The sequence below is a fragment of the Kitasatospora sp. NPDC052868 genome, from assembly GCF_044547105.1.
Classification (GTDB): domain Bacteria; phylum Actinomycetota; class Actinomycetes; order Streptomycetales; family Streptomycetaceae; genus Kitasatospora.
On sequence record NZ_JBITZW010000010.1, the window covers coordinates 43,304 to 61,447 of the forward strand.

An 18,144-nucleotide genomic window follows, 5' to 3' on the forward strand; every position below is an offset into this window, starting at 1 on the left:
TGTCGCACGGGTGGTTCGCGAGTGGCGGGCGCGGTGTCGGGGGTGTCCGGCGGTAGGTTCGCCACTGCGTGTCCGGCAGGTCGGGCCCGGCCGGACGATCGCCGGTACGAGGCTCGGATGAGTGAACGGGACAGTATGCACTGCCCTGTCCCCCGATCGCTGGAATATGCCCGAAGCGCTTGCTGCGGTCCGTCCGCCGAATCATCCTGAGGCGTATTCGTGTCGCAGCCAGTGCGCGACGGACGAGATGACGCGGGCGAGGTGTGCGGTGGCCCGGTCTTCGGTGAGCGCCAGGGCGTCTCCAGGGCCCCGGCAGGACGATCCGGCCCGATCGAGACGATGGCCGAACTGCGAGTGCGGGTGGTGGAGCGGTGCAGGTTCTTCAAGTACAGCTGGCGGTGCAGGCGGACCCCGCCGAGGTCGGCCGGGCCCGTAGCTGGGTGCGCTCACGGCTGCTGAACCACGGCGTGGACCCGGACGCGCCGCTCGCCGAGACGGTGGTGCTGGTGGTCTCCGAACTGGTCACCAACGCCGTGGTGCACACCGGGTGTCCGGCGGTACTGCGGCTCTGCCTCCCGGTGGAGGAGGCGGGGTGCGGGGCGGCGGGCCGAGGCGAGGGTGTGCGCGAGGCGGCGACGGTCGGCCCGCTGCGGGTCGAGGTCGCCGACGCCAGTCAGGCGGCGCCGGCCCCCCGGCACGCCGGCCCGGACGAGGACGCCACCAACGGACGCGGCCTGGAGCTGGTCGAGCTGCTCTGCGATCGCTGGGGCTGGTATCCGGACGGTTCGGGCAAGCGGGTCTGGTGCGAGATCGGCGCGGGAGCCCCGGTGGTGGACCCGCTGACCGCGGTGGACTGGGCCGCGCTGGCGCAGTGAGGTCCGGACGATCAACGGGCCGAAACCTGACGCAACCATTCCGAATTTCGGACAACCCATTGACGTGACGTATCCGACTGATCACTCTTGGGAGCAGCTCTCCGTTGCGAGGGGACGCCGAGGGAACACCCGAACGCCGCTGCGGTGCTGCTGTCCAGGGGGATCATGTCAGCAGGGGGGCCGTGGTCTGCCGGTCGTGCGCTGGCTCCTTGGCGAGTGCGGAGGGCGGCGACGCGGGTTCAGGGCCCGTGCGTCGAGGTTGGATGGCGGCCTGCCGTGCCGTGCTCGGGGTGCGTGCGGCCTGCCGCCATCCAATCCGTTCGCCGCGGGAGGCGGTTTCCGGCCACCTGCCGAAGACCTGCCTTTCGGCGCTGCCGCCCGGTCACCCCGGTCACTCGTCACCCCGGCTGTTCCACCGCCCGGAAGGTCCGCCGGTAGACGCTCGGTGCCACGTCCAGCCGTTCGCGCAGTTGCAGCCGCAGTGAGGCGGCCGTCCCGAACCCGGACTCCCGCGCGACCTGGTCGATCGTCATGTCGGTGCGCTCCAGCAGCTGCCGGGCCCGCTCGGTGCGCTGCACCGTGAGCCACTGGCCGGGGCTGGCGCCCGTCTCCTCCCGGAACCGCCGGGTGAAGGTCCGCACGCTCATGCCCGCCCGGGCGGCGAGTTGGCGCAGCGAGATCGGCTGGTCCAGGTGCTCCACCGCCCAGGCGCGGACGGCGGCGGTGCCGGAGCCGGCCTCGGGGGACGGGCTGGGCAGCTCCACGTACTGCTTCTGGCCGCCCTCGCGCCACGGCGGCACCAGGCAGGTGCGGGCCACCGCGTTGGCGACCGCGCTGCCGTGGTCGCGGCGCACCACGTGCAGGCAGAGGTCGACCCCGGCCGCCACCCCGCCCGAGGTGAGCACGTCGCCGTCGTCCGTGAACAGCACGTCCGGGTCCAGCCGGACCTTCGGGAACAGCGCGGCGAAGCTGTCCGTGTAGCGCCAGTGGGTGGTGGCCGGGCGGCCGTCCAGCAGGCCGGCGGCGGCGAGCACGAAGGAGCCGGTGCAGATCGACAGCAGCCGGGCGCCGGGCCGGATCCGGGCCAGCGCAGCGGCCACCGCGGGGTCGAGCAGGTCGGCCTTCGGCCCCGGGGTCCTGGCGGCCGGGACCACCACGGTGTCGGCCCGCTCCAGGAGTTCGGGCCCGTGGTCGACGGCGATCCGGAAGTCGGTGCTGGTCGCGACCGGCCGACCGTCCACGGTGCAGGTGGCCACCTGGTAGAGCGGGACGTCGGCGGGGTCCTTGGCCGACTCGAAGATCCTTGAGGGGATGCCCAGTTCGAAGGCGATCACCCCGTCGAGCGCCAGTACCGCGACCTTGTGCGCCACCGCGCACCCCTCTCCTGCGTCCGGTTGGTCGCCCCAGGGTACGCAAGGTGGTGGCCCGATCCTTGTGGAACCTGGCAGTCAGGCCACTCGTCGCCGTTCGACCCGACCGGGAGACTCGGCCGGGTGAACGAACGGACCACCCCCGCACCCGCCACCGGCAGCCCCACTCCTGCCGCCGGTACCCCTGCCCCCTCCACCGCCGCTACCCCCGCCGCCGATGCGCCCGCTCCCGGAGGGCGCCGCGCCGCCCGGCCGCACTACGCCTGGGTGGTCGCCGCCGTCGCCCTGGTCGTCCTGCTGGGCTCGGCCGGGTTCCGCTCCGCGCCCAGCCTGATGATGGACGCGCTGCACAACGAGTTCGGCTGGTCGATGGGGACGATCTCCAGCGCCACCTCGGTCAACCTCACCCTCTACGGCCTCACCGCCCCCTTCGCCGCCGCCCTGATGGACCGCTTCGGGGTCCGGCTGGTGGTGGTCTGCGCCCTGCTGACCATCTCGGTCGGCTCCGGCCTCACCATGCTGATGCGCGAGCCCTGGCAACTGGTGCTCTGCTGGGGTGTGCTGGTCGGCCTGGGCAGCGGCTCGATGGCCGGCGCCTTCGCCACCACCATCACCGGCCGCTGGTTCCAGGCCCGCCAGGGCCTGGTCACCGGCGTGCTCACGGCCGCCGGGGCGGCCGGCAACCTGGTCTTCCTGCCGCTCGGCGCCTGGCTGGTGGACCAGCACGGCTGGCGCTCGGCGGTGGTCGTGGTCTCGCTGGCGGCCAGCGCGGTCGCCGTCCCCGTCCTGCTGCTGATGCGCGAGCGGCCCGCCGACCTCGGCCTGCTCCCGTACGGCGCGACCGAGGCGCCGCCCGCCCCGAAGGCGGACGGCCGGGCGCTGGCCCGCTCGCTGCGGGTGCTCCGGGAGGCCTCCCGCCGCCGGGCGTTCTGGCTGCTCGCCGGCTCCTTCGCGATCTGCGGCGCGACCACCGCCGGGCTGGTCGGCACCCACTTCATCCCCGCCGCGCACGACCACGGCATGCCCGTCACCACGGCGGCGAGCCTGCTGGCCCTGGTCGGCGTCTTCGACGTGGTCGGGACGATAGCCAGCGGCTGGTTCACCGACCGCTTCGACTCCCGGTGGCTGCTGGTCGTCTACTACGCGCTGCGCGGACTCTCGCTGCTCCTGCTGCCGCGGCTGTTCGAGGGCTCGCTGGAGCCGCCGATCCTGGCCTTCGTGATCTTCTACGGCCTGGACTGGGTGGCCACCGTGCCGCCGACCGTCGCGCTCTGCCGCCGCCACTTCGGCGAGGACGCGCCGATCGTCTTCGGCTGGGTGCTGGCCTGCCACCAGATCGGCGCCGCCGTGGTGGCCGGCCTGGCGGGCCTGGCCCGCGACGCGCTCGGCACCTACGACCTCGCCTGGTACGCGGCCGGCGGGCTCTGCGCGGTCGCCGTGCTGCTCTGCCTGGCGCTGCGCGGGGGTCGAGCGGACCGTTCCGTTCCGGCCCTGTCGTAAGGGGCCAGTAGGCTCGGGGATCATGACACTGGTCTTCACCCTCGACCCCAAGCCGGACCCCGACCTGCGCACCGAGATCGTGCGGCTCTGGACGGACGTCACCAACGCGGGCGGTGCCGTCGGCTTCGTCGCGCCGGTGACGCAGGACGCGGTCTGGGACACGGCCGACGAGCAGTTCGCCGGCCTCGGGCCGGACGGGCCGGACCGGCTGCTGATCGCCCGCGAGGAGGACGGCGGCAGGCTCGTCGGCCTGCTGTTCTTCGAGTCCATGCGGTTCGGCCTGATGGAGCACTGGCGGATGCTCAAGCGGGTCATGGTCCACCCCGACTTCCAGGGCCGCGGCTACGGCGCGGACCTGATGGCCGAGGCCGAGCGGGTCGCCCGGGCCTGGGGCCTCGCCGGCCTGCGGCTGACCGCGCGCGGCGGCCTCGGGCTGGAGGCCTTCTACGGCCGCTGCGGCTACGCCGAGGTCGGCCGGGTGCCCGGGGCGATCCGGGTCGCCCCCGGGGACGACCGCGACGACATCACCATGTGGCTCGACCTGCGCTGAGGCGGTCCGGTCCGGGCCCGTGCGGGCGGGCGGACCACGCGCGGGGATCGGGAGACCCGTTCCCCGCGCCACCCGTTGGGCATGCTTCACTGGGAGACCGGCCCAGCCCCGCGCAGAGAAGGACGTGTCCCCGTGAGCAGCCCTGTGAGCAACAAGTCGCACGCCACGCTCCGCTACACCTCCATGCGCGTCAGCATCTTCCTCGGCTGCCTGCTGGTCGCCCTGCTGCTCGGGCACTTCGGGGTCATCCCCGTCACGGGCCAGGCCGGTGTGATCTTCCTCTTCCTGCTGGCCGCGGTGATCTCGGCGCCGCTGAGCTACGTCCTGCTGAGCAGGCAGCGCGACGACATGTCGGCCCAGATCTCCGGCAAGGTCAACGGCATCCGCAACCGGACGGCCGAGCGGATCGCCGCCCAGAACGCGGAGGAGGACGCCGCCGACGACGCCGCCCGCGCGGCGGTCCTGCCGAACTGACCACCGTGTCCGACGCCCCCGACCCGGGACCGCCGCACGGGACTGCGGCCGGTCCGACCCCCGGCGCCGATGGTGCTGACGGTGCTCATGGCGCGGAGGGCTCCGGCGTCGTGAGCGGCACCTGGCCGGCCGCCGTGCGCAAGCCCACCGGGCGGGACGTGGCACGGCTCGCGGGGGTCTCGCAGGCCACCGTCTCCCTGGTGTTCTCCGGCGCCGAGGCCGGCCGCCGGGTCTCCGACGCCACCCGGGAGCGGGTCCGGGAGGCCGCCCGCAGCCTCGGCTACCGCCCGCAGGCGGCGGGGCGGCAGCTGCGGCTGGGCCGCAGCGGCATGATCCTGCTGGCCGTGCCGAACATCCTCGGCCCCTTCTTCGGCCGGGTCCTGGAGGGCGTCCACGAGGAGGCCGGCCGACACGGGCTGGCCGTCGTGGTCAGCTCCGGCTGGGGCAGTGCCACCCTCGCCGACGCCGCCACCACCAGCCGCTTCGACGGCCTGCTGATCTGCTCCCCGGACGACAGCCAGCTCGGCGAACTGCCCGCCGACACCCCCGTCGTCTTCCTGGACGCCGACCCCGGCACCGACCGGGCCCGCCCCACCGTCGAGCTGGACGTGGCCGGCGGGATGCGCGCCGCCGTCGAGCACCTGGCCGGGCTCGGCCACCGCCGGGTCGGGCGGCTGCGCTCCACCCACTCCGCGTACACCTTCCGGATCCGCCAGGCCGCGTTCGAACAGGCCGCCGAGGCGCTCGGCCTGGACGTGGTCGAGCTGGGCGTCAGCCTCAACGAGGGCCAGCCCGCCGCCCGCAGCGCCGCCCGCCGACTGCTGGAGCGCCCCGACCATCCGCGCGCGGTGATCTGCGACGACGACGTGGTCGCCTCCGGCGTCTACCAGGCGGCCGCCGAACTCGGGCTGCGGGTGCCGGTCGACCTCTCGGTGGTCGGCATCGACAACATCCCGGTGGCCGGGCTGCTGGCCCCGCCGCTGACCACCGTCGACCTGCCCGGCGAGGAGCTGGGCCGGGCCGGGGTCGCGGCACTGGCCGGACTGCTGCGCGGTGCGCCGGTCGCTCCGGTGCCGCCGCTGGCCACCTCGCTGGTCCTGCGGTCCTCGACCGCCCCGGCTCCCGCCGCTCCCGCCGCTTCCGGCGGGGGCCGCTCGGCTTAGGCCTGGGCCCGGTTCCGGTGCGCGTGGGCGCGTGGTGCGCTCCGAACCGGTCGATCGACGCCGGTGGTCGCCGGGTGTGCGACTGCGCCCGTCGTCCAGACCACCCGGTCCGACGGGCGCAGCCACGTCTTCAGGAGGGGCTCGTTCCCCTCGGTTCCCTCATCCCCGCGACCCCTTGGGCCTGATCGGCCCGGTCAGCCGACCGGGACCGGCTGCTCGACCGCGCGGACGGCCGCCGCCGGCCGGAACCACCCGCGGGCGCCGAACAGCAGCAGCCCGCCCAGCGTGATCCCGCCCGCCGCGCAGAGCGCCACCGGCCGCAGCGAGTCCTCGGCGAGGTTGCCGGAGACGGCGTAGCCGAGCGAGTTGCCGGTCGCGAACAGGGTCACCAGCCAGGCGAAGGCCTCCGTCACCGTGCCGACCGGCGCCAGCTCGGCGACCAGGACGAACGCCGCCGCCAGCAGCGGCGCCAGCCCGATCCCGGAGAGGAACGCCAGCCCCGCCATCGCGTACGGCCCGGGCAGCAGCACCAGCGGCAGGTAACCGGCCGCCATGCCGAGCGCCATCACCCAGGTCCGGGTCGCCGTGCTGCTGCGCCACCGCACCGCGCCGTACGCGAGGGCGCCCAGCAGTCCGCCGAGCGCCGCCAGCGCCAGCAGCGTCCCGGCCCCGCCCGGCAGTCCGCCCTCGTGCGCCTCGGCGTAGGCGATGAACAGCACGTTCTGCGCGCCGACGGCCCAGCCCGCCCCGGCCAGCCCGATCAGCAGCAGCACCAGACCGGGGGAGCGCAGCGGTCCGAGCAGCCCCGAGGAGTGCGCGGACCGCGGCGGCGCCTGCCAGGCCCGCGCCGGTCCGGCGGTGGCGACGACCAGCGCCCCGGCCAGCCCCAGCCCGGCCGCCACCCAGAGCGCCGCGACCGGGCTGAACGCGCCCGCGATCCCGGCCACCGCGAGCGGCCCGGCGACGTACAGGATCTGCTGCGAGGCGGAGTCGAAGGCGTACGCGGTGTCGAGCTGCCGCTCCTCGACGACGTCCGGCCAGAGCGAGCGCAGGCAGGGTTCGAGCGGCGGCATGGCGAGCCCGGCTATCGCGGCGCCGATCGGCGCGGCCAGTGCGGAGCCGGGCGCGAGCGCCAGCAGCGCGTACCCGCCGCCGGCCACCACGGCGGAGGCGAGGAGCACCCGCGGCTGCCCGGTGCGGTCCACGATCCGGCCCAGCACCGGCCCGCCGACGGCGGCCGAGATGGCGTACGCGGCGGTGGCCAGCCCGATCCGGCTGTACGGCGTGCCGGCCTCGCGCAGGGCGAGGGCGATGACCAGGGCGGTCATTCCGGCGGGCAGCCGGCCGAGCAGGGTGCCGAAGAGCAGTCGGCTGACGTGGGGGGCGCGGAGCAGGGCGAGATAGCCCATGGACGGCTCTCCGGTTCTGGGCAGGCGTGGGCGGGGCGAGTCCAAGTTATACGTATAACCACACTGCGGTCAATTGCCGGACACCGGGCAGCTGATGGTGCGTCAGCTTCGTTCGTGTCCGGAACTGTCCGGATCTCAAACAACTACTTTGAACATCTCAAACCTTTACTGCTAACGTGTCGGCCATGACCACCTCAGACGCACCCCGGATGCACGGCCTGGGCTCGATGCCCGGCGCCGCCCGCGGGTCCCGTCTGTCCGGTGCTGTGGACAGCCCGCGCCGTTGTCGCGCCATGAGCTGTATCCAGGCGGCACGCCCCTGACCGGGGGCCCAGCCCTCCCCGCCCGGCCCCCGCGCCGTGCCGCCTTCCCCGCCTCACCTCACCGTCAGCAACGCCCTCCCCCGGAGCCGCACCGTCATGTCCACAGCGCCCGAGGCGACCTCGTCGCCGTCCGTGCTCGCCAGAATCCGCAAGACCCCGTTCTGGGTCCAGATCGTCGCCGGCCTCGTGTTCGGCGTCGGCCTCGGCTACCTGGCCCGCACCGCTGACATCTCCTGGCTGGCCACCACCCTGGAGACCATCGGCAAGATCTTCGTCCAGCTGCTGAAGCTGGCCGTCCCGCCGCTGGTCTTCACCGCGATCGTGGTCTCCGTCGCCAACCTGCGGAACGTCACCAACGCGGCCCGGCTGGCCGTCCGCACCCTGCTCTGGTTCCTGATCACCTCGCTGATCGCCGTCGCGATCGGCCTGGGCCTGGGCCTGCTCACCAACCCGGGCGAGGGCACCAACCTCAAGACCGAGGGCCTCAAGCCGCCGAAGTCCACCGGTACCTGGATCGACTTCCTGACCGGCATCTTCCCGACCAACATCGTCGACGCGTTCACCCAGGTGAACGTGCTTCAGATCGTCTTCCTGGCGGTTGTGGTCGGCGCCGCGATCATCAAGCTCGGCGCCAAGGCCGAGCCGGTCCTCAAGCTCAGCGAGTCGGTCCTGGAGCTCACCCAGACCGCCCTCTGGTGGGTCATCCGGCTCTCCCCGCTCGGCACCCTCGGCCTGATCGGCAAGTCCGTCGCCAAGTACGGCTGGGACCTGCTCAAGCCCTTCGCCACCCTCACCGCGGACATCTACATCGGCTGCGCGCTGGTGCTGTTCGTCGTCTACTCGCTGCTGCTGAAGTTCGCCGGCGGCCTCAACCCGCTGAACTTCTTCAAGGGCGCCTGGCCCGCCATCCAGCTGGCCTTCGTCTCCCGCTCCTCCGTCGGGACCCTCCCGGTCACCCGCCGCGTCACCGAGCGCCTCGGCGTCCCCAGCGAGTACGCCTCCTTCGCCGTCCCGTTCGGCGCCACCACCAAGATGGACGGCTGCGCCGCGATCTACCCGTCGATCGCCGCGATCTTCGTCGCCCAGGTCTACGGCATCGACCTCGGCATCAAGGACTACCTGCTGATCGCCTTCGTCTCGGTCATCGGCTCCGCCGCCACCGCGGGCCTCACCGGCGCGATCGTGATGCTGACGCTGACCCTTTCCACCCTGGGCCTCCCGCTGGAGGGCGTCGGCCTCCTCCTGGCCATCGACCCGATCCTCGACATGATCCGCACCGCGACCAACGTCGCCGGTCAGGCGCTCGTGCCGATCCTGGTCGCGGCCCGCGAGAAGACCCTCGACCTCGCCGCGTACAACAACCCGGCCGGCGACCTCTACGAGGACCAGCCCGCGGCCGCCATCCCGGCGCAGACCGGGAAGGCGGGGGTCGTCGCCGCCTGACGGCCGACGCTTCGAGAGGCCCGTCCCCGGTGGGGGGGCGGGCCTTCTCGTGTGGTGGCCGGAGGCGGGGCCGGAGGGTCGTCGGCACAGGGCCGCGGGCGCGGGGGCGCAGCGGCGCGGGGGGCGCAGGGGCGCGGGGTTGCCGACACAAGGCAGGGGGCCCACCGACAGGCGGGCCCCCTTGGGTACTTCTCTTGTGCTCATGGTGACGGCCGCGGGGGCCGTCGGCGGACCCGAGGGGTCCCGAGCGATCAGAACATCAGAGGATGATCAGATAGCGGTAACGTTCTCCGCCTGCGGGCCCTTCGGGCCCTGGGTGACGTCGAAGCTGACCGCCTGGTTCTCCTCCAGCGAGCGGAAACCGTTCGCGTTGATGGCGGAGTAGTGGACGAAGACGTCGGGGCCGCCGCCCTCCTGGGCGATGAAGCCGAAGCCCTTCTCAGCGTTGAACCACTTGACGGTTCCCTGAGCCATGCCGTTCTCCTTGCGAGGGACGTATTGGGGGCCACACCGTGTGGCACCCGGTCCGCTGCGCTGATCGCCCTGCCTCCGGACGGGTCCGGAGTTTTTCGATATTGCTGAAAAACTACAAAAAGCCTGCGGTTACATGCTCCGCAGGCTTCAAGTACTGCAAGGGGAATCAAACTGCAACTGAGGGCAACGCTAGCATGCGTGCGCTGTGACGACCAGGGGTGACTTGCGGTCCGGACAAGGCGTGTCGTAAGGCCTGTACAGACCGGTTGTCGGGCCCCGGAGCGGTGCCCTGAAGGGGCTCGCAGGGCGTGTCGCAAGGCCGGTGCGGGCCGTCGGGAGAGCCGGGCATACCCTGCGGGGAGGGCACGAACAGCAAGGGAGTGACGGCAGTGGCAGAACCGGTTGCGGTAGTCCAGGAGACCTCGGAGACGCCGGTCAGGCCGCGGGTCGGACATATTCAGTTCCTGAACTGCGTCCCCCTCTACTGGGGCTTGGCCAGGACCGGCAATCTGCTGGATCTCGATCTCACCAAGGACACTCCCGAGAAGTTGAGTGACCAGTTGGTGAGCGGTTCTCTGGACATCGGTCCGATCACCTGCGTGGAGTACCTGCGCCACGCGGACGACCTGCTGGTCCTGCCCGACATCGCGGTCGGCAGCGACGGACCGGTGATGTCCTGCGTGATCGTCAGCAAGCTGCCGCTCGCCGAGCTGGACGGCCGACGGGTCGCCCTCGGCTCCACCAGCCGGACCTCGGTCCGGCTCGCGCGGCTGCTGCTGGAGGAGCGCGAAGGGGTCCGGCCGGAGTACTTCGGCTGCCCGCCCGACCTGGACGCGATGCTCGCCGAGGCGGACGCCGCCGTGCTGATCGGCGACCCGGCGCTGCGGGCCTACCTGGGGCAGGCGGCCGCGCAGGGGCTGGCGGTGCACGACCTCGGCGAGATGTGGAAGGAGTGGACCGGTCTGCCCTTCGTCTTCGCGGTCTGGGCCGCCCGCCGCGAGTTCGTCGAGCGCAGCCCCGAGCTGACGGCCGCGGTGCACCGGGCCTTCCTGGAGTCCCGGGACCTCTCGCTGGTGGAGGCCCGTGAGGTCGCCGAGCACGCGGCCCGCTGGGAGGAGTTCGACGCCGGGGTGCTGGAGCGCTACTTCAGCGAGGCGCTGGACTTCTCGCTCGGTGAGCGGCAGCTGGCGGGCGTCGCGGAGTTCGCCCGCCGGGTCGGCCACGACAGCGGCTTCGCCCCCGACGTCGCGGTGCGGCTGCTGGAGCCGGTGCCGGCGGTGGTCTGACGGCTGTGCTCTGACGGCGATGGTGGTCTGACGGCGGCGGGGGCAAACCACCCTCCGTCAGGCCCCGGCCGCCCGGTAGCGTCGGCACACGGCCTCGGCGGTGGACGCCGGGCGGGCGAGGGGAGCGTGCGGGGGATGCAGGCACTGGGGTCGGACGATCCGCGCGAGGTGGGCCGGTACCGGCTGCTGCGCCGACTCGGCGCGGGTGGCATGGGCCGGGTCTACCTCGGCCGGACGGCGGGCGGGCGCACGGTGGCCGTCAAGCTGGTCCGCGGGGAGCTGGCCGAGGACGCCGAGTTCCGCGCCCGCTTCCGGCAGGAGGTCGCCGCCGCCCGTCTGGTCGGCGGGGCCTGGACGGCGCCCGTGCTGGACGCGGACACCGAGGGCGAGCACCCGTGGGTGGCCACCGGCTATGTCGCCGGGCCCGCGCTCGGCGCCGCCGTCCGGGAGTTCGGGCCGCTGCCCGAGCCGGCCGTGCGGACCCTCGGCGTCGGGCTCGCCGAGGCGCTGGCGCACGTGCACGCGCTGGGGCTGGTGCACCGGGACGTCAAGCCGTCCAACGTGCTGCTCACCCTGGACGGGCCGCGGCTGATCGACTTCGGCATCGCCCGCGCGCTGGACGCGACCAGCGGCTTCACCCAGTCCGGTTATGTGGTCGGCTCACCCGGCTTCATGTCGCCGGAACAGGCGGCCGGACTGTCTGCCGGGCCGTCGAGCGACGTCTTCTCGCTCGGTGCGGTGCTCGCCTTCGCGGCCACCGGCATCCAGCCGTTCGGGGAGGGTGTGAGCGTCGCGGTCCTGCTCTACCGGGTGCTGCACGAGGAGCCGGACCTGACCGGGCTGGTCGAGCCGCTGCGCTCGGTCGTGCTCGGCTGCCTGGCCAAGGACCCGGCCGTCCGGCCGACCCCCGAGCAGTTGCGGGCGCGGTTGGACGGCGGCGGCGCCACCGTCCGGCTCGGGCGGGGCGGTTGGCTGCCGCCCGCGCTGGCGGCGGCGGTGGGGCGCAGCGCCGTCCAGCTGCTGGACCTGGAGGCGGGGGAGCCGGGCGCCGCGGGTGTGAGCGCCGGGTCCGGGTCTGGCGCGGGGTCCGGTGTCGGGTCCGGTGCCGGGGGTGACCAGTCGGCCGAGCCGGTGGAGCGTACGCCGACCGAGGCGGCCTCGCCGGTGGACCGCGTCCCGACCGGGGCGGCCTCGCCGGTGGACCGCATTCCCACCGGAGCCCGGCCCTCGGGCGGCAGCCGCACCCGGTCCGGGGTGGTGGCCATTCTGGTGTCCGCGCTGGTCGTCCCGGCCCTCGGGTACGGGATCTACCAGGGGCTGCGGTCGAACGCGGGCCCGGGCCCGGATCCGGAGAGCGGGCCCACCACGGCGACGACCGTCAGCGCCTCGTTCAGCATGTCGGTCACCTCCTCGTCGACGACGTCCTCGTCCAGTTCGACGACCGTCCTTCCGGCGCCCCCGTCGGCTGCCGGGGGCGGGTCCGGCCCGAGTGTGGTGCCGAGTGCGTTCCTCGGCGCCTGGAGCGGGGACATGACCACCGAGAAGCGGCTGCCCGCCGGTGTCACCACGCTCACCATCGGCCCGGCCGCGATCGGCCAGGAGAACACCACCAGCCACAACACCGTCGTCATCGCCGGTTCGCTCTCGGTCACCTGTGACGGTGCCTGGAGGCTCGACTCGGTGTCACCCGAGAAGCTGGTCTTCACCTCGCGGCTGGTCGGCTCCTCGTTTCCCGGGGCGTGCACCGGCGGGTCGAACTCGGAGACGCTCACCCTGCAGAAGGACGGCACGATCCGCTTCACCTCCGCCGACCCGCCGGCCGGGAACCCGTCCGGGACGCTGCGGCACGCGGGCTGACGCAGGCGCGCGCAAGGGCTGGCGTAGGCTGGTTCGGCCGTAGCCGGCAGTGGTTTCAGCAGTGGTTTCAGCAGTACCTCCAGAACACGCAGCAGTACCCGAGAGAGAGAAGGCCGCCAGGTGTCCGAGCTCGCAGCGATCACCCTCGATGCGCCCAGCACCGACCTGCAGGCCATCCTCGACCGGGCCGCCGGTGGCGGCCGGATCAGCCCGGAGGAGGCGCTGGAGCTGTACCGCTCGGCGCCGCTGCACGCGCTCGGCTCGGCGGCCGACGCCGTCCGCCGCCGCCGCTACGCCGGTACCGAGCACATCGCGACGTACATCATCGAGCGCAACATCAACTACACCAACGTCTGTGTGACGGCGTGCAAGTTCTGCGCGTTCTACGTGGCGCCGAAGAGCGACAAGGGCTGGTCCCGCGACCTCGACGAGATCCTGCGCCGCTGCGCGGAGACGGTCGAGCTGGGCGGCACCCAGATCATGTTCCAGGGCGGCCACCACCCGGACTACGGCGTGGAGTACTACGAGCGCGCGTTCTCGGCGATCAAGGCGGACTTCCCGCAGCTGGTGATCCACTCGCTGGGCGCCTCCGAGGTCGAGCACATGGCGCGGATCTCCAAGGTCTCCATCGAGGAGGCCATCACCCGGATCCACAAGGCGGGCCTGGACTCCTTCGCGGGCGCCGGTGCCGAGTTGCTGCCGGAGCGGCCGCGCAAGGCGATCGCGCCGCTCAAGGAGTCCGGTGAGCGCTGGCTGGAGATCATGGAGGCCGCGCACGGCCTGGGCGTGGAGTCCACCTCCACCATGCTGATGGGCACCGGCGAGACCAACGCCGAGCGGATCGAGCACCTGCGGATGATCCGCGAGGTGCAGGACCGCACCGGCGGCTTCCGGGCCTTCATCCCGTACACCTACCAGCCGCAGAACAACCACCTGAAGGGCTCGACCCAGGCCACCGTCTTCGAGTACCTGCGGATGATCGCCATCGCCCGCCTGTTCCTCGACAACGTCGCCCACATCCAGGGATCCTGGCTGACCACCGGCAAGGAGGCCGGCCAGCTGTCGCTGCACTACGGCGCGGACGACCTGGGCTCGGTCATGCTGGAGGAGAACGTCGTCTCGGCGGCCGGTGCCAAGCACCGCTCCAACCTCACCGAGCTGATCCACCTGATCCGGGCCGCCGACCGCGTGCCGGCCCAGCGCTCGACCACGTACCAGCACCTGCGGGTGCTTGACGACCCGGCGAACGACCCGGTGGACCCGCGGGTCGCCTCGCACATCGCCTCCACCGCGATCGAGGGCGGGACGGCGCACCCGGAGCTGAAGATCCTCGACAACGCCTGACGCCTCCCGCCGTGCCGACCCCGCCTGCGCCGTGCTGACCCTGCACCGGGCCGCCCTCGTGCTGCCCGATCCGGCCGATCCCACCGCCCCGCCGATCTCCGACGGGGCGGTGGTGGTGCAGGGCGAGCGGATCGCCGCGCTCGGCCCGTTCGGGACGGCGGCGGACGCGTATCCGCAGGCCCGGGTGCGGGACTGGGGGGACGCCGTGCTCACGCCCGGGCTGTGCAACCCGTACGGGCGCTGGCTGCTGGAGTGCGCCTACCACCCGGACCCGCGGGAGGGGGTTGGCAGCGAGCCGGTGCCCGGGGGCCTTGTGGGTGCGGCGGATGGCCCGGCGGGTGGTGCGGGTGGGGCCGATCCGGCGCGGTACGGCGCGAGCGCCCGGCGCGGACTGCAGCGGATGCTCGGCTTCGGGGTGACGGCGGTGGCCGGTCCGTTCGAGCACGATGCGGTGCGGATGGCGGTGGCGCGTTCGGGGCTGGCCGCGCTGGGGGGTCCGGTGGCTGGGGGAGCCGGGGGAGTCGCGGGGGCCGGGGTCGCCGGTGGGTCTGTGGGGGGCGAGGGGCCGCTTGACCCGCTTGCCGTGCTGCCGCTCGCCGCGGCGGTGTACGGGCGGCTGACGGTCGGTGGGCGGGCCGACTTCGCGGTGTTCGGCGCCGATGACGGCGTCCCGCGCCCCGGCGGCTGCCTCGCCACCGTGCTGGCCGGCCGCCTGCTGTACCGGCGGCGCTGAATCCGATCGCCTACCCGTTGGTAGCCGGATTCCCGTTCGACGTACCGGACTTCCTTCGTGTGCCGCCGAACTCCGCTGGCGGCCATATCGCCTGATTCACCCTTCGCCGTGACCTGAGGGCCCGCCAGCGGATACGATCCCGGACAGCTCACTCCGTACCCTCACCACACATCACCCGTCCCCCCGGCGGGTGTCGGGGCCCTGTCCCAGGCCCCGAAGGCAAGCCAGGACAGGAACCATGCGATCCGCGACCGTCCCCCCGCCGCGCTCCCCGCGGTTGGGCCGTGGTTGGTACCTCGCCGCTGTGCTCAGCGCCGTGCTGGCCGTCGGCATGTGCCTGCTCGGTTGGCGCCAAGCCGACCAGGCGGACCGGATCGGCGCCCACCCGGTGAGAGTCGAGGGCGTCGTCACCCAGCTGCCCACCGGCGGCGGCTCCTACAGCGCCGTCAGCTACCGGGCCGCCGGGCAGCCGCACACCGCCGCCGCGCTGCCGCTGGCGGACGGCGCCAAGCTCGGCGACGCGATCTGCCTGGAACACGCCGCCGACGACGTGGGCGCGGTACGGATCTGCGGCGACACCTACCCGCAGCCGGTCGGAGTCGGGCTGGCCCGGTTCAGCGTGCCGGTGGCCCTGCTGTTCTTCGCCGTCTGCATGCTGCGGATCCTCCGGCACCGCCGGGCGGTGGCCATCCGCAGCGGTCAGAGCCGCTTCGCCACCACCGTCGCGCTCGCCGCGGGCGCCCTGCCCGACGGGATGCCCGCGATAACGCAGGGCAAGCGCTCGCGCCGCCGGCGCCGCTCGGGCGGTCGCCGGGGTCTGCACTGACGCTTCGGCGGCGCCGGGGTCTGCACTGACGCTTTGGCGGCGCCGGGTCGTCGTCCTGTCCTGGCGGGGGCCGTGGCGGGTGTTCCGGTGCTCTGGTCGGGCGTTCCGGAGCCCCGGCGGGTGGGCAGGTGAGGGTCTCGTGCGACGGACGGCGTGCCCCCTTGCCCGTGCTGTCGTCCCCAGGGTGAACAATGGGGTCGTGACCCGAGCCTCTCTGGACAAGCAGCCGCACGAAGTCGCCGCCATGTTCGACGACGTCGCGGCGAAGTACGACCGCACCAACGACGTGATCTCCCTGGGCCAGGCCCGCGCCTGGCGCCGGGCGGTGGCCGAGGCGGTGGCCGCCGGACCGGGAGACCTCGTGCTCGACCTCGGGGCCGGCACCGGTACGTCCTCGCTGCCCTTCGTCGACGCCGGCGCCAAGGTCGTCCCGTGCGACTTCTCGGTGGGCATGCTCACCGAGGGCAAGCGCCGCCACCCCGAGCTGCCGCTCACCGCGGGCGACGCCACCAGGCTGCCGTTCGCCGACGGCACCTTCGACGCGGTGACGATCTCCTTCGCGCTGCGCAACGTGCACGACACCGAGGCCGCGCTGCGCGAGATGTACCGGGTCACCAAGCCCGGCGGCAAGCTCGTGATCTGCGAGTTCTCCACCCCGACCTGGACGCCGTTCCGGACCGTCTACACCGAGTACCTGATGCGCGCGCTGCCGCCGGTGGCCACCGCCGTCAGCAGCAACCCGGACGCCTACGTCTACCTCGCCGAGTCCATCCGCGCCTGGCCGGACCAGCCCGGGCTGGCCGCGAAGTTGCAGGATGCCGGTTGGGGCAAGGCCGCCTGGCGGAACCTCACCGGCGGGATCGTCGCGCTGCACCGCGCGTACAAGGTCTGAGCGGGCCGGCCGGCCGTCAGCAGCTCGTAGACTCGTCCAAGCCCAGCCGACCCGCAGCAGGAGTGTGCCCACCGTGTCCGAGACCGCAGTTGACCTGAGCGCAGGGGTTGTGGAGAGCACCGCCGACGTCATCGTGGTCGGCGCGGGCCCGGCGGGTGCCACCACCGCGTACTACCTCGCGCAGGCCGGCCTGGACGTGCTGCTGCTGGAGAAGACGGCCTTCCCGCGTGAGAAGGTCTGCGGCGACGGTCTGACCCCGCGTGCCACCAAGCAGCTGGTCGACATGGGCATCGACGTGTCGCTGGAGAACGGCTGGCTGCACAACAAGGGCCTGCGGATCATCGGCGGCGGCGTCCGGCTGGAGCTGGACTGGCCGGAGCTGTCGGCCTTCCCCGACTACGGGCTGGTCCGCAAGCGCGCCGACTTCGACGAGCTGTTGGCCCGGCAGGCCGAGAAGGCCGGCGCCCGGCTGTACGAGCGCTGCAACGTCAGCGGTCCGGTCCTGGACGACCGCACCGGCCGGATCGTCGGCGTCACCGCCAAGCTCGGCGAGGAGAAGCGCCCGGTCGTCTTCCGGGCACCGCTGGTCGTCGCCGCCGACGGCAACTCGACGCGGCTCTCGCTCGCCATGGGCCTGCACCGCCGCGAGGACCGCCCGATGGGCGTCGCCTACCGGACGTACTTCACCTCGCCGCGCCACGACGACGACTACCTGGAGTCCTGGCTGGAGCTGTGGGACACCCGGGACGGCCAGCGGAAGCTGCTGCCCGGCTACGGCTGGATCTTCGGGATGGGCGACGGCACGTCCAACGTCGGCCTCGGCATTCTGAACTCCTCACCCGCCTTCGGCGAGCTGGACTGGCGCGAGGTGCTCAAGGCCTGGTGCGCCAGCATGCCGGAGGAGTGGGGCTACACGCCGGAGAACATGACCGACCCGATCCGCGGCGCCGCCCTGCCGATGGCCTTCAACCGGCAGCCGCACTACACCCGCGGCCTGCTGCTGGTCGGCGACGCGGCCGGGATGGTCAACCCGTTCAACGGCGAGGGCATCGCCTACGCGATGGAATCCGGGCAGATCGCCGCCGGGGTCATCGTCCAGGCCAACGCCCGCGTGACCGAGGCGGGCCGCGAGCGCGCCCTCCAGGCGTACCCGCGGATCCTCAAGGACGTCTACGGCGGTTACTACACCCTCGGCCGCGGCTTCGTGAAGCTCATCGGCAACCCGAAGGTGATGCAGCTCGCCACCCAGCGCGGCCTCACCCACCCGATCCTGATGAAGTTCGTCCTGAAGATGCTGGCCAACCTGACCGACCCCCAGGGCGGCGACGCGATGGACCGCATCATCAACGGCCTGGCGAAGGCCGCCCCGAACGCCTGAGGCGTGTCCGCAAAGTCATGGCAGCCATGGCTTGAGGCAGGCGATGGTGGCGAGGGCCTGGTAGCTCCTCGCGAAGGTCCGTGACCCGGACCCCGACTACATCGGGACCGCGAACATGCTGCGCCGCGAGCTACCGGAGCAGATCTCCGGCGAGGAGATCGGCGAGGCAGTGGCGTGGGCTCGCGGTGTGTTCTGCTACCCGGCGGTGCAGTCCTGGAGGATCGGCTCCATCCCCGGCCAGTGCGCG

16 protein-coding genes are annotated in these 18,144 nt (G+C 73.0%); 13 read left to right on the top strand and 3 right to left on the bottom strand.

Features of this window, described 5'->3' with window-relative positions:
- Window positions 1-371: 371 nt before the first annotated feature.
- Window positions 372-875, top strand: a complete 504-nt coding sequence (locus ACIGZJ_RS18635) for an ATP-binding protein (RefSeq protein ID WP_396458219.1) — start codon at window positions 372-374, stop codon at window positions 873-875.
- Window positions 876-1,273: 398 nt separating this feature from the next.
- On the opposite strand, the gene ACIGZJ_RS18640 is transcribed toward ACIGZJ_RS18635, so the two are convergent.
- On the bottom strand, window positions 1,274-2,245 hold the full coding sequence (locus ACIGZJ_RS18640; RefSeq protein ID WP_396458220.1) for a GlxA family transcriptional regulator: 972 nt from the start codon (window positions 2,243-2,245) through the stop codon (window positions 1,274-1,276).
- Window positions 2,246-2,368: 123 nt separating this feature from the next.
- Here ACIGZJ_RS18640 and ACIGZJ_RS18645 point away from each other — a divergent pair, with 123 nt between their 5' ends.
- From ACIGZJ_RS18645 to ACIGZJ_RS18660, 4 genes are all read left to right on the top strand, one after another.
- Window positions 2,369-3,745, top strand: coding sequence for an MFS transporter (locus ACIGZJ_RS18645; protein WP_396458221.1), 1,377 nt, complete (start codon window positions 2,369-2,371; stop codon window positions 3,743-3,745).
- 22 nt (window positions 3,746-3,767) lie between these two features.
- On the top strand, window positions 3,768-4,295 hold the full coding sequence (locus ACIGZJ_RS18650; protein ID WP_396458222.1) for a GNAT family N-acetyltransferase: 528 nt from the start codon (window positions 3,768-3,770) through the stop codon (window positions 4,293-4,295).
- Window positions 4,296-4,427: 132 nt separating this feature from the next.
- Window positions 4,428-4,769, top strand: coding sequence for a DUF4229 domain-containing protein (locus ACIGZJ_RS18655; RefSeq protein WP_396458223.1), 342 nt, complete (start codon window positions 4,428-4,430; stop codon window positions 4,767-4,769).
- A 110-nt stretch (window positions 4,770-4,879) separates the two neighbouring features.
- Complete coding sequence (locus tag ACIGZJ_RS18660) at window positions 4,880-5,932, top strand: LacI family DNA-binding transcriptional regulator (protein WP_396458224.1); 1,053 nt, start codon at window positions 4,880-4,882, stop codon at window positions 5,930-5,932.
- Window positions 5,933-6,126: 194 nt separating this feature from the next.
- On the opposite strand, the gene ACIGZJ_RS18665 is transcribed toward ACIGZJ_RS18660, so the two are convergent.
- Complete coding sequence (locus tag ACIGZJ_RS18665; RefSeq protein WP_396458225.1) at window positions 6,127-7,341, bottom strand: MFS transporter; 1,215 nt, start codon at window positions 7,339-7,341, stop codon at window positions 6,127-6,129.
- Between the two features lie 419 nt (window positions 7,342-7,760).
- Here ACIGZJ_RS18665 and ACIGZJ_RS18670 point away from each other — a divergent pair, with 419 nt between their 5' ends.
- The gene (locus tag ACIGZJ_RS18670) at window positions 7,761-9,107 is read left to right on the top strand and encodes a dicarboxylate/amino acid:cation symporter (protein ID WP_396458226.1); all 1,347 of its coding nucleotides are present in this window, start codon (window positions 7,761-7,763) and stop codon (window positions 9,105-9,107) included.
- A gap of 270 nt (window positions 9,108-9,377) precedes the next feature.
- On the opposite strand, the gene ACIGZJ_RS18675 is transcribed toward ACIGZJ_RS18670, so the two are convergent.
- Window positions 9,378-9,581 (bottom strand): cold-shock protein, encoded by a 204-nt coding sequence (locus ACIGZJ_RS18675; RefSeq protein ID WP_057227626.1) that lies wholly within the window; start codon window positions 9,579-9,581, stop codon window positions 9,378-9,380.
- A gap of 389 nt (window positions 9,582-9,970) precedes the next feature.
- Here ACIGZJ_RS18675 and ACIGZJ_RS18680 point away from each other — a divergent pair, with 389 nt between their 5' ends.
- The 7 genes from ACIGZJ_RS18680 (at window position 9,971) to ACIGZJ_RS18710 (ending at window position 17,897) form a co-directional block, all read left to right on the top strand.
- Window positions 9,971-10,867, top strand: coding sequence for a menaquinone biosynthetic enzyme MqnA/MqnD family protein (locus ACIGZJ_RS18680; RefSeq protein WP_396458227.1), 897 nt, complete (start codon window positions 9,971-9,973; stop codon window positions 10,865-10,867).
- A gap of 135 nt (window positions 10,868-11,002) precedes the next feature.
- Window positions 11,003-12,724, top strand: a complete 1,722-nt coding sequence (locus ACIGZJ_RS18685) for a serine/threonine-protein kinase (RefSeq protein WP_396458228.1) — start codon at window positions 11,003-11,005, stop codon at window positions 12,722-12,724.
- 120 nt (window positions 12,725-12,844) lie between these two features.
- Window positions 12,845-14,068, top strand: a complete 1,224-nt coding sequence (gene mqnC, locus ACIGZJ_RS18690; RefSeq protein WP_396458229.1) for a cyclic dehypoxanthinyl futalosine synthase — start codon at window positions 12,845-12,847, stop codon at window positions 14,066-14,068.
- Between the two features lie 31 nt (window positions 14,069-14,099).
- The gene (locus ACIGZJ_RS18695) at window positions 14,100-14,801 is read left to right on the top strand and encodes an imidazolonepropionase-like domain-containing protein (RefSeq protein WP_396458230.1); all 702 of its coding nucleotides are present in this window, start codon (window positions 14,100-14,102) and stop codon (window positions 14,799-14,801) included.
- Between the two features lie 238 nt (window positions 14,802-15,039).
- Window positions 15,040-15,627 carry a hypothetical protein gene (locus tag ACIGZJ_RS18700; RefSeq protein WP_396458231.1) on the top strand — a complete coding sequence of 196 codons (588 nt, stop codon included), beginning with the start codon at window positions 15,040-15,042 and terminating at the stop codon, window positions 15,625-15,627.
- 199 nt (window positions 15,628-15,826) lie between these two features.
- Window positions 15,827-16,519, top strand: coding sequence for a demethylmenaquinone methyltransferase (locus ACIGZJ_RS18705; protein ID WP_392928367.1), 693 nt, complete (start codon window positions 15,827-15,829; stop codon window positions 16,517-16,519).
- A gap of 94 nt (window positions 16,520-16,613) precedes the next feature.
- Complete coding sequence (locus ACIGZJ_RS18710) at window positions 16,614-17,897, top strand: geranylgeranyl reductase family protein (protein ID WP_396458418.1); 1,284 nt, start codon at window positions 16,614-16,616, stop codon at window positions 17,895-17,897.
- The last annotated feature ends 247 nt before the right edge of the window (window positions 17,898-18,144 follow it).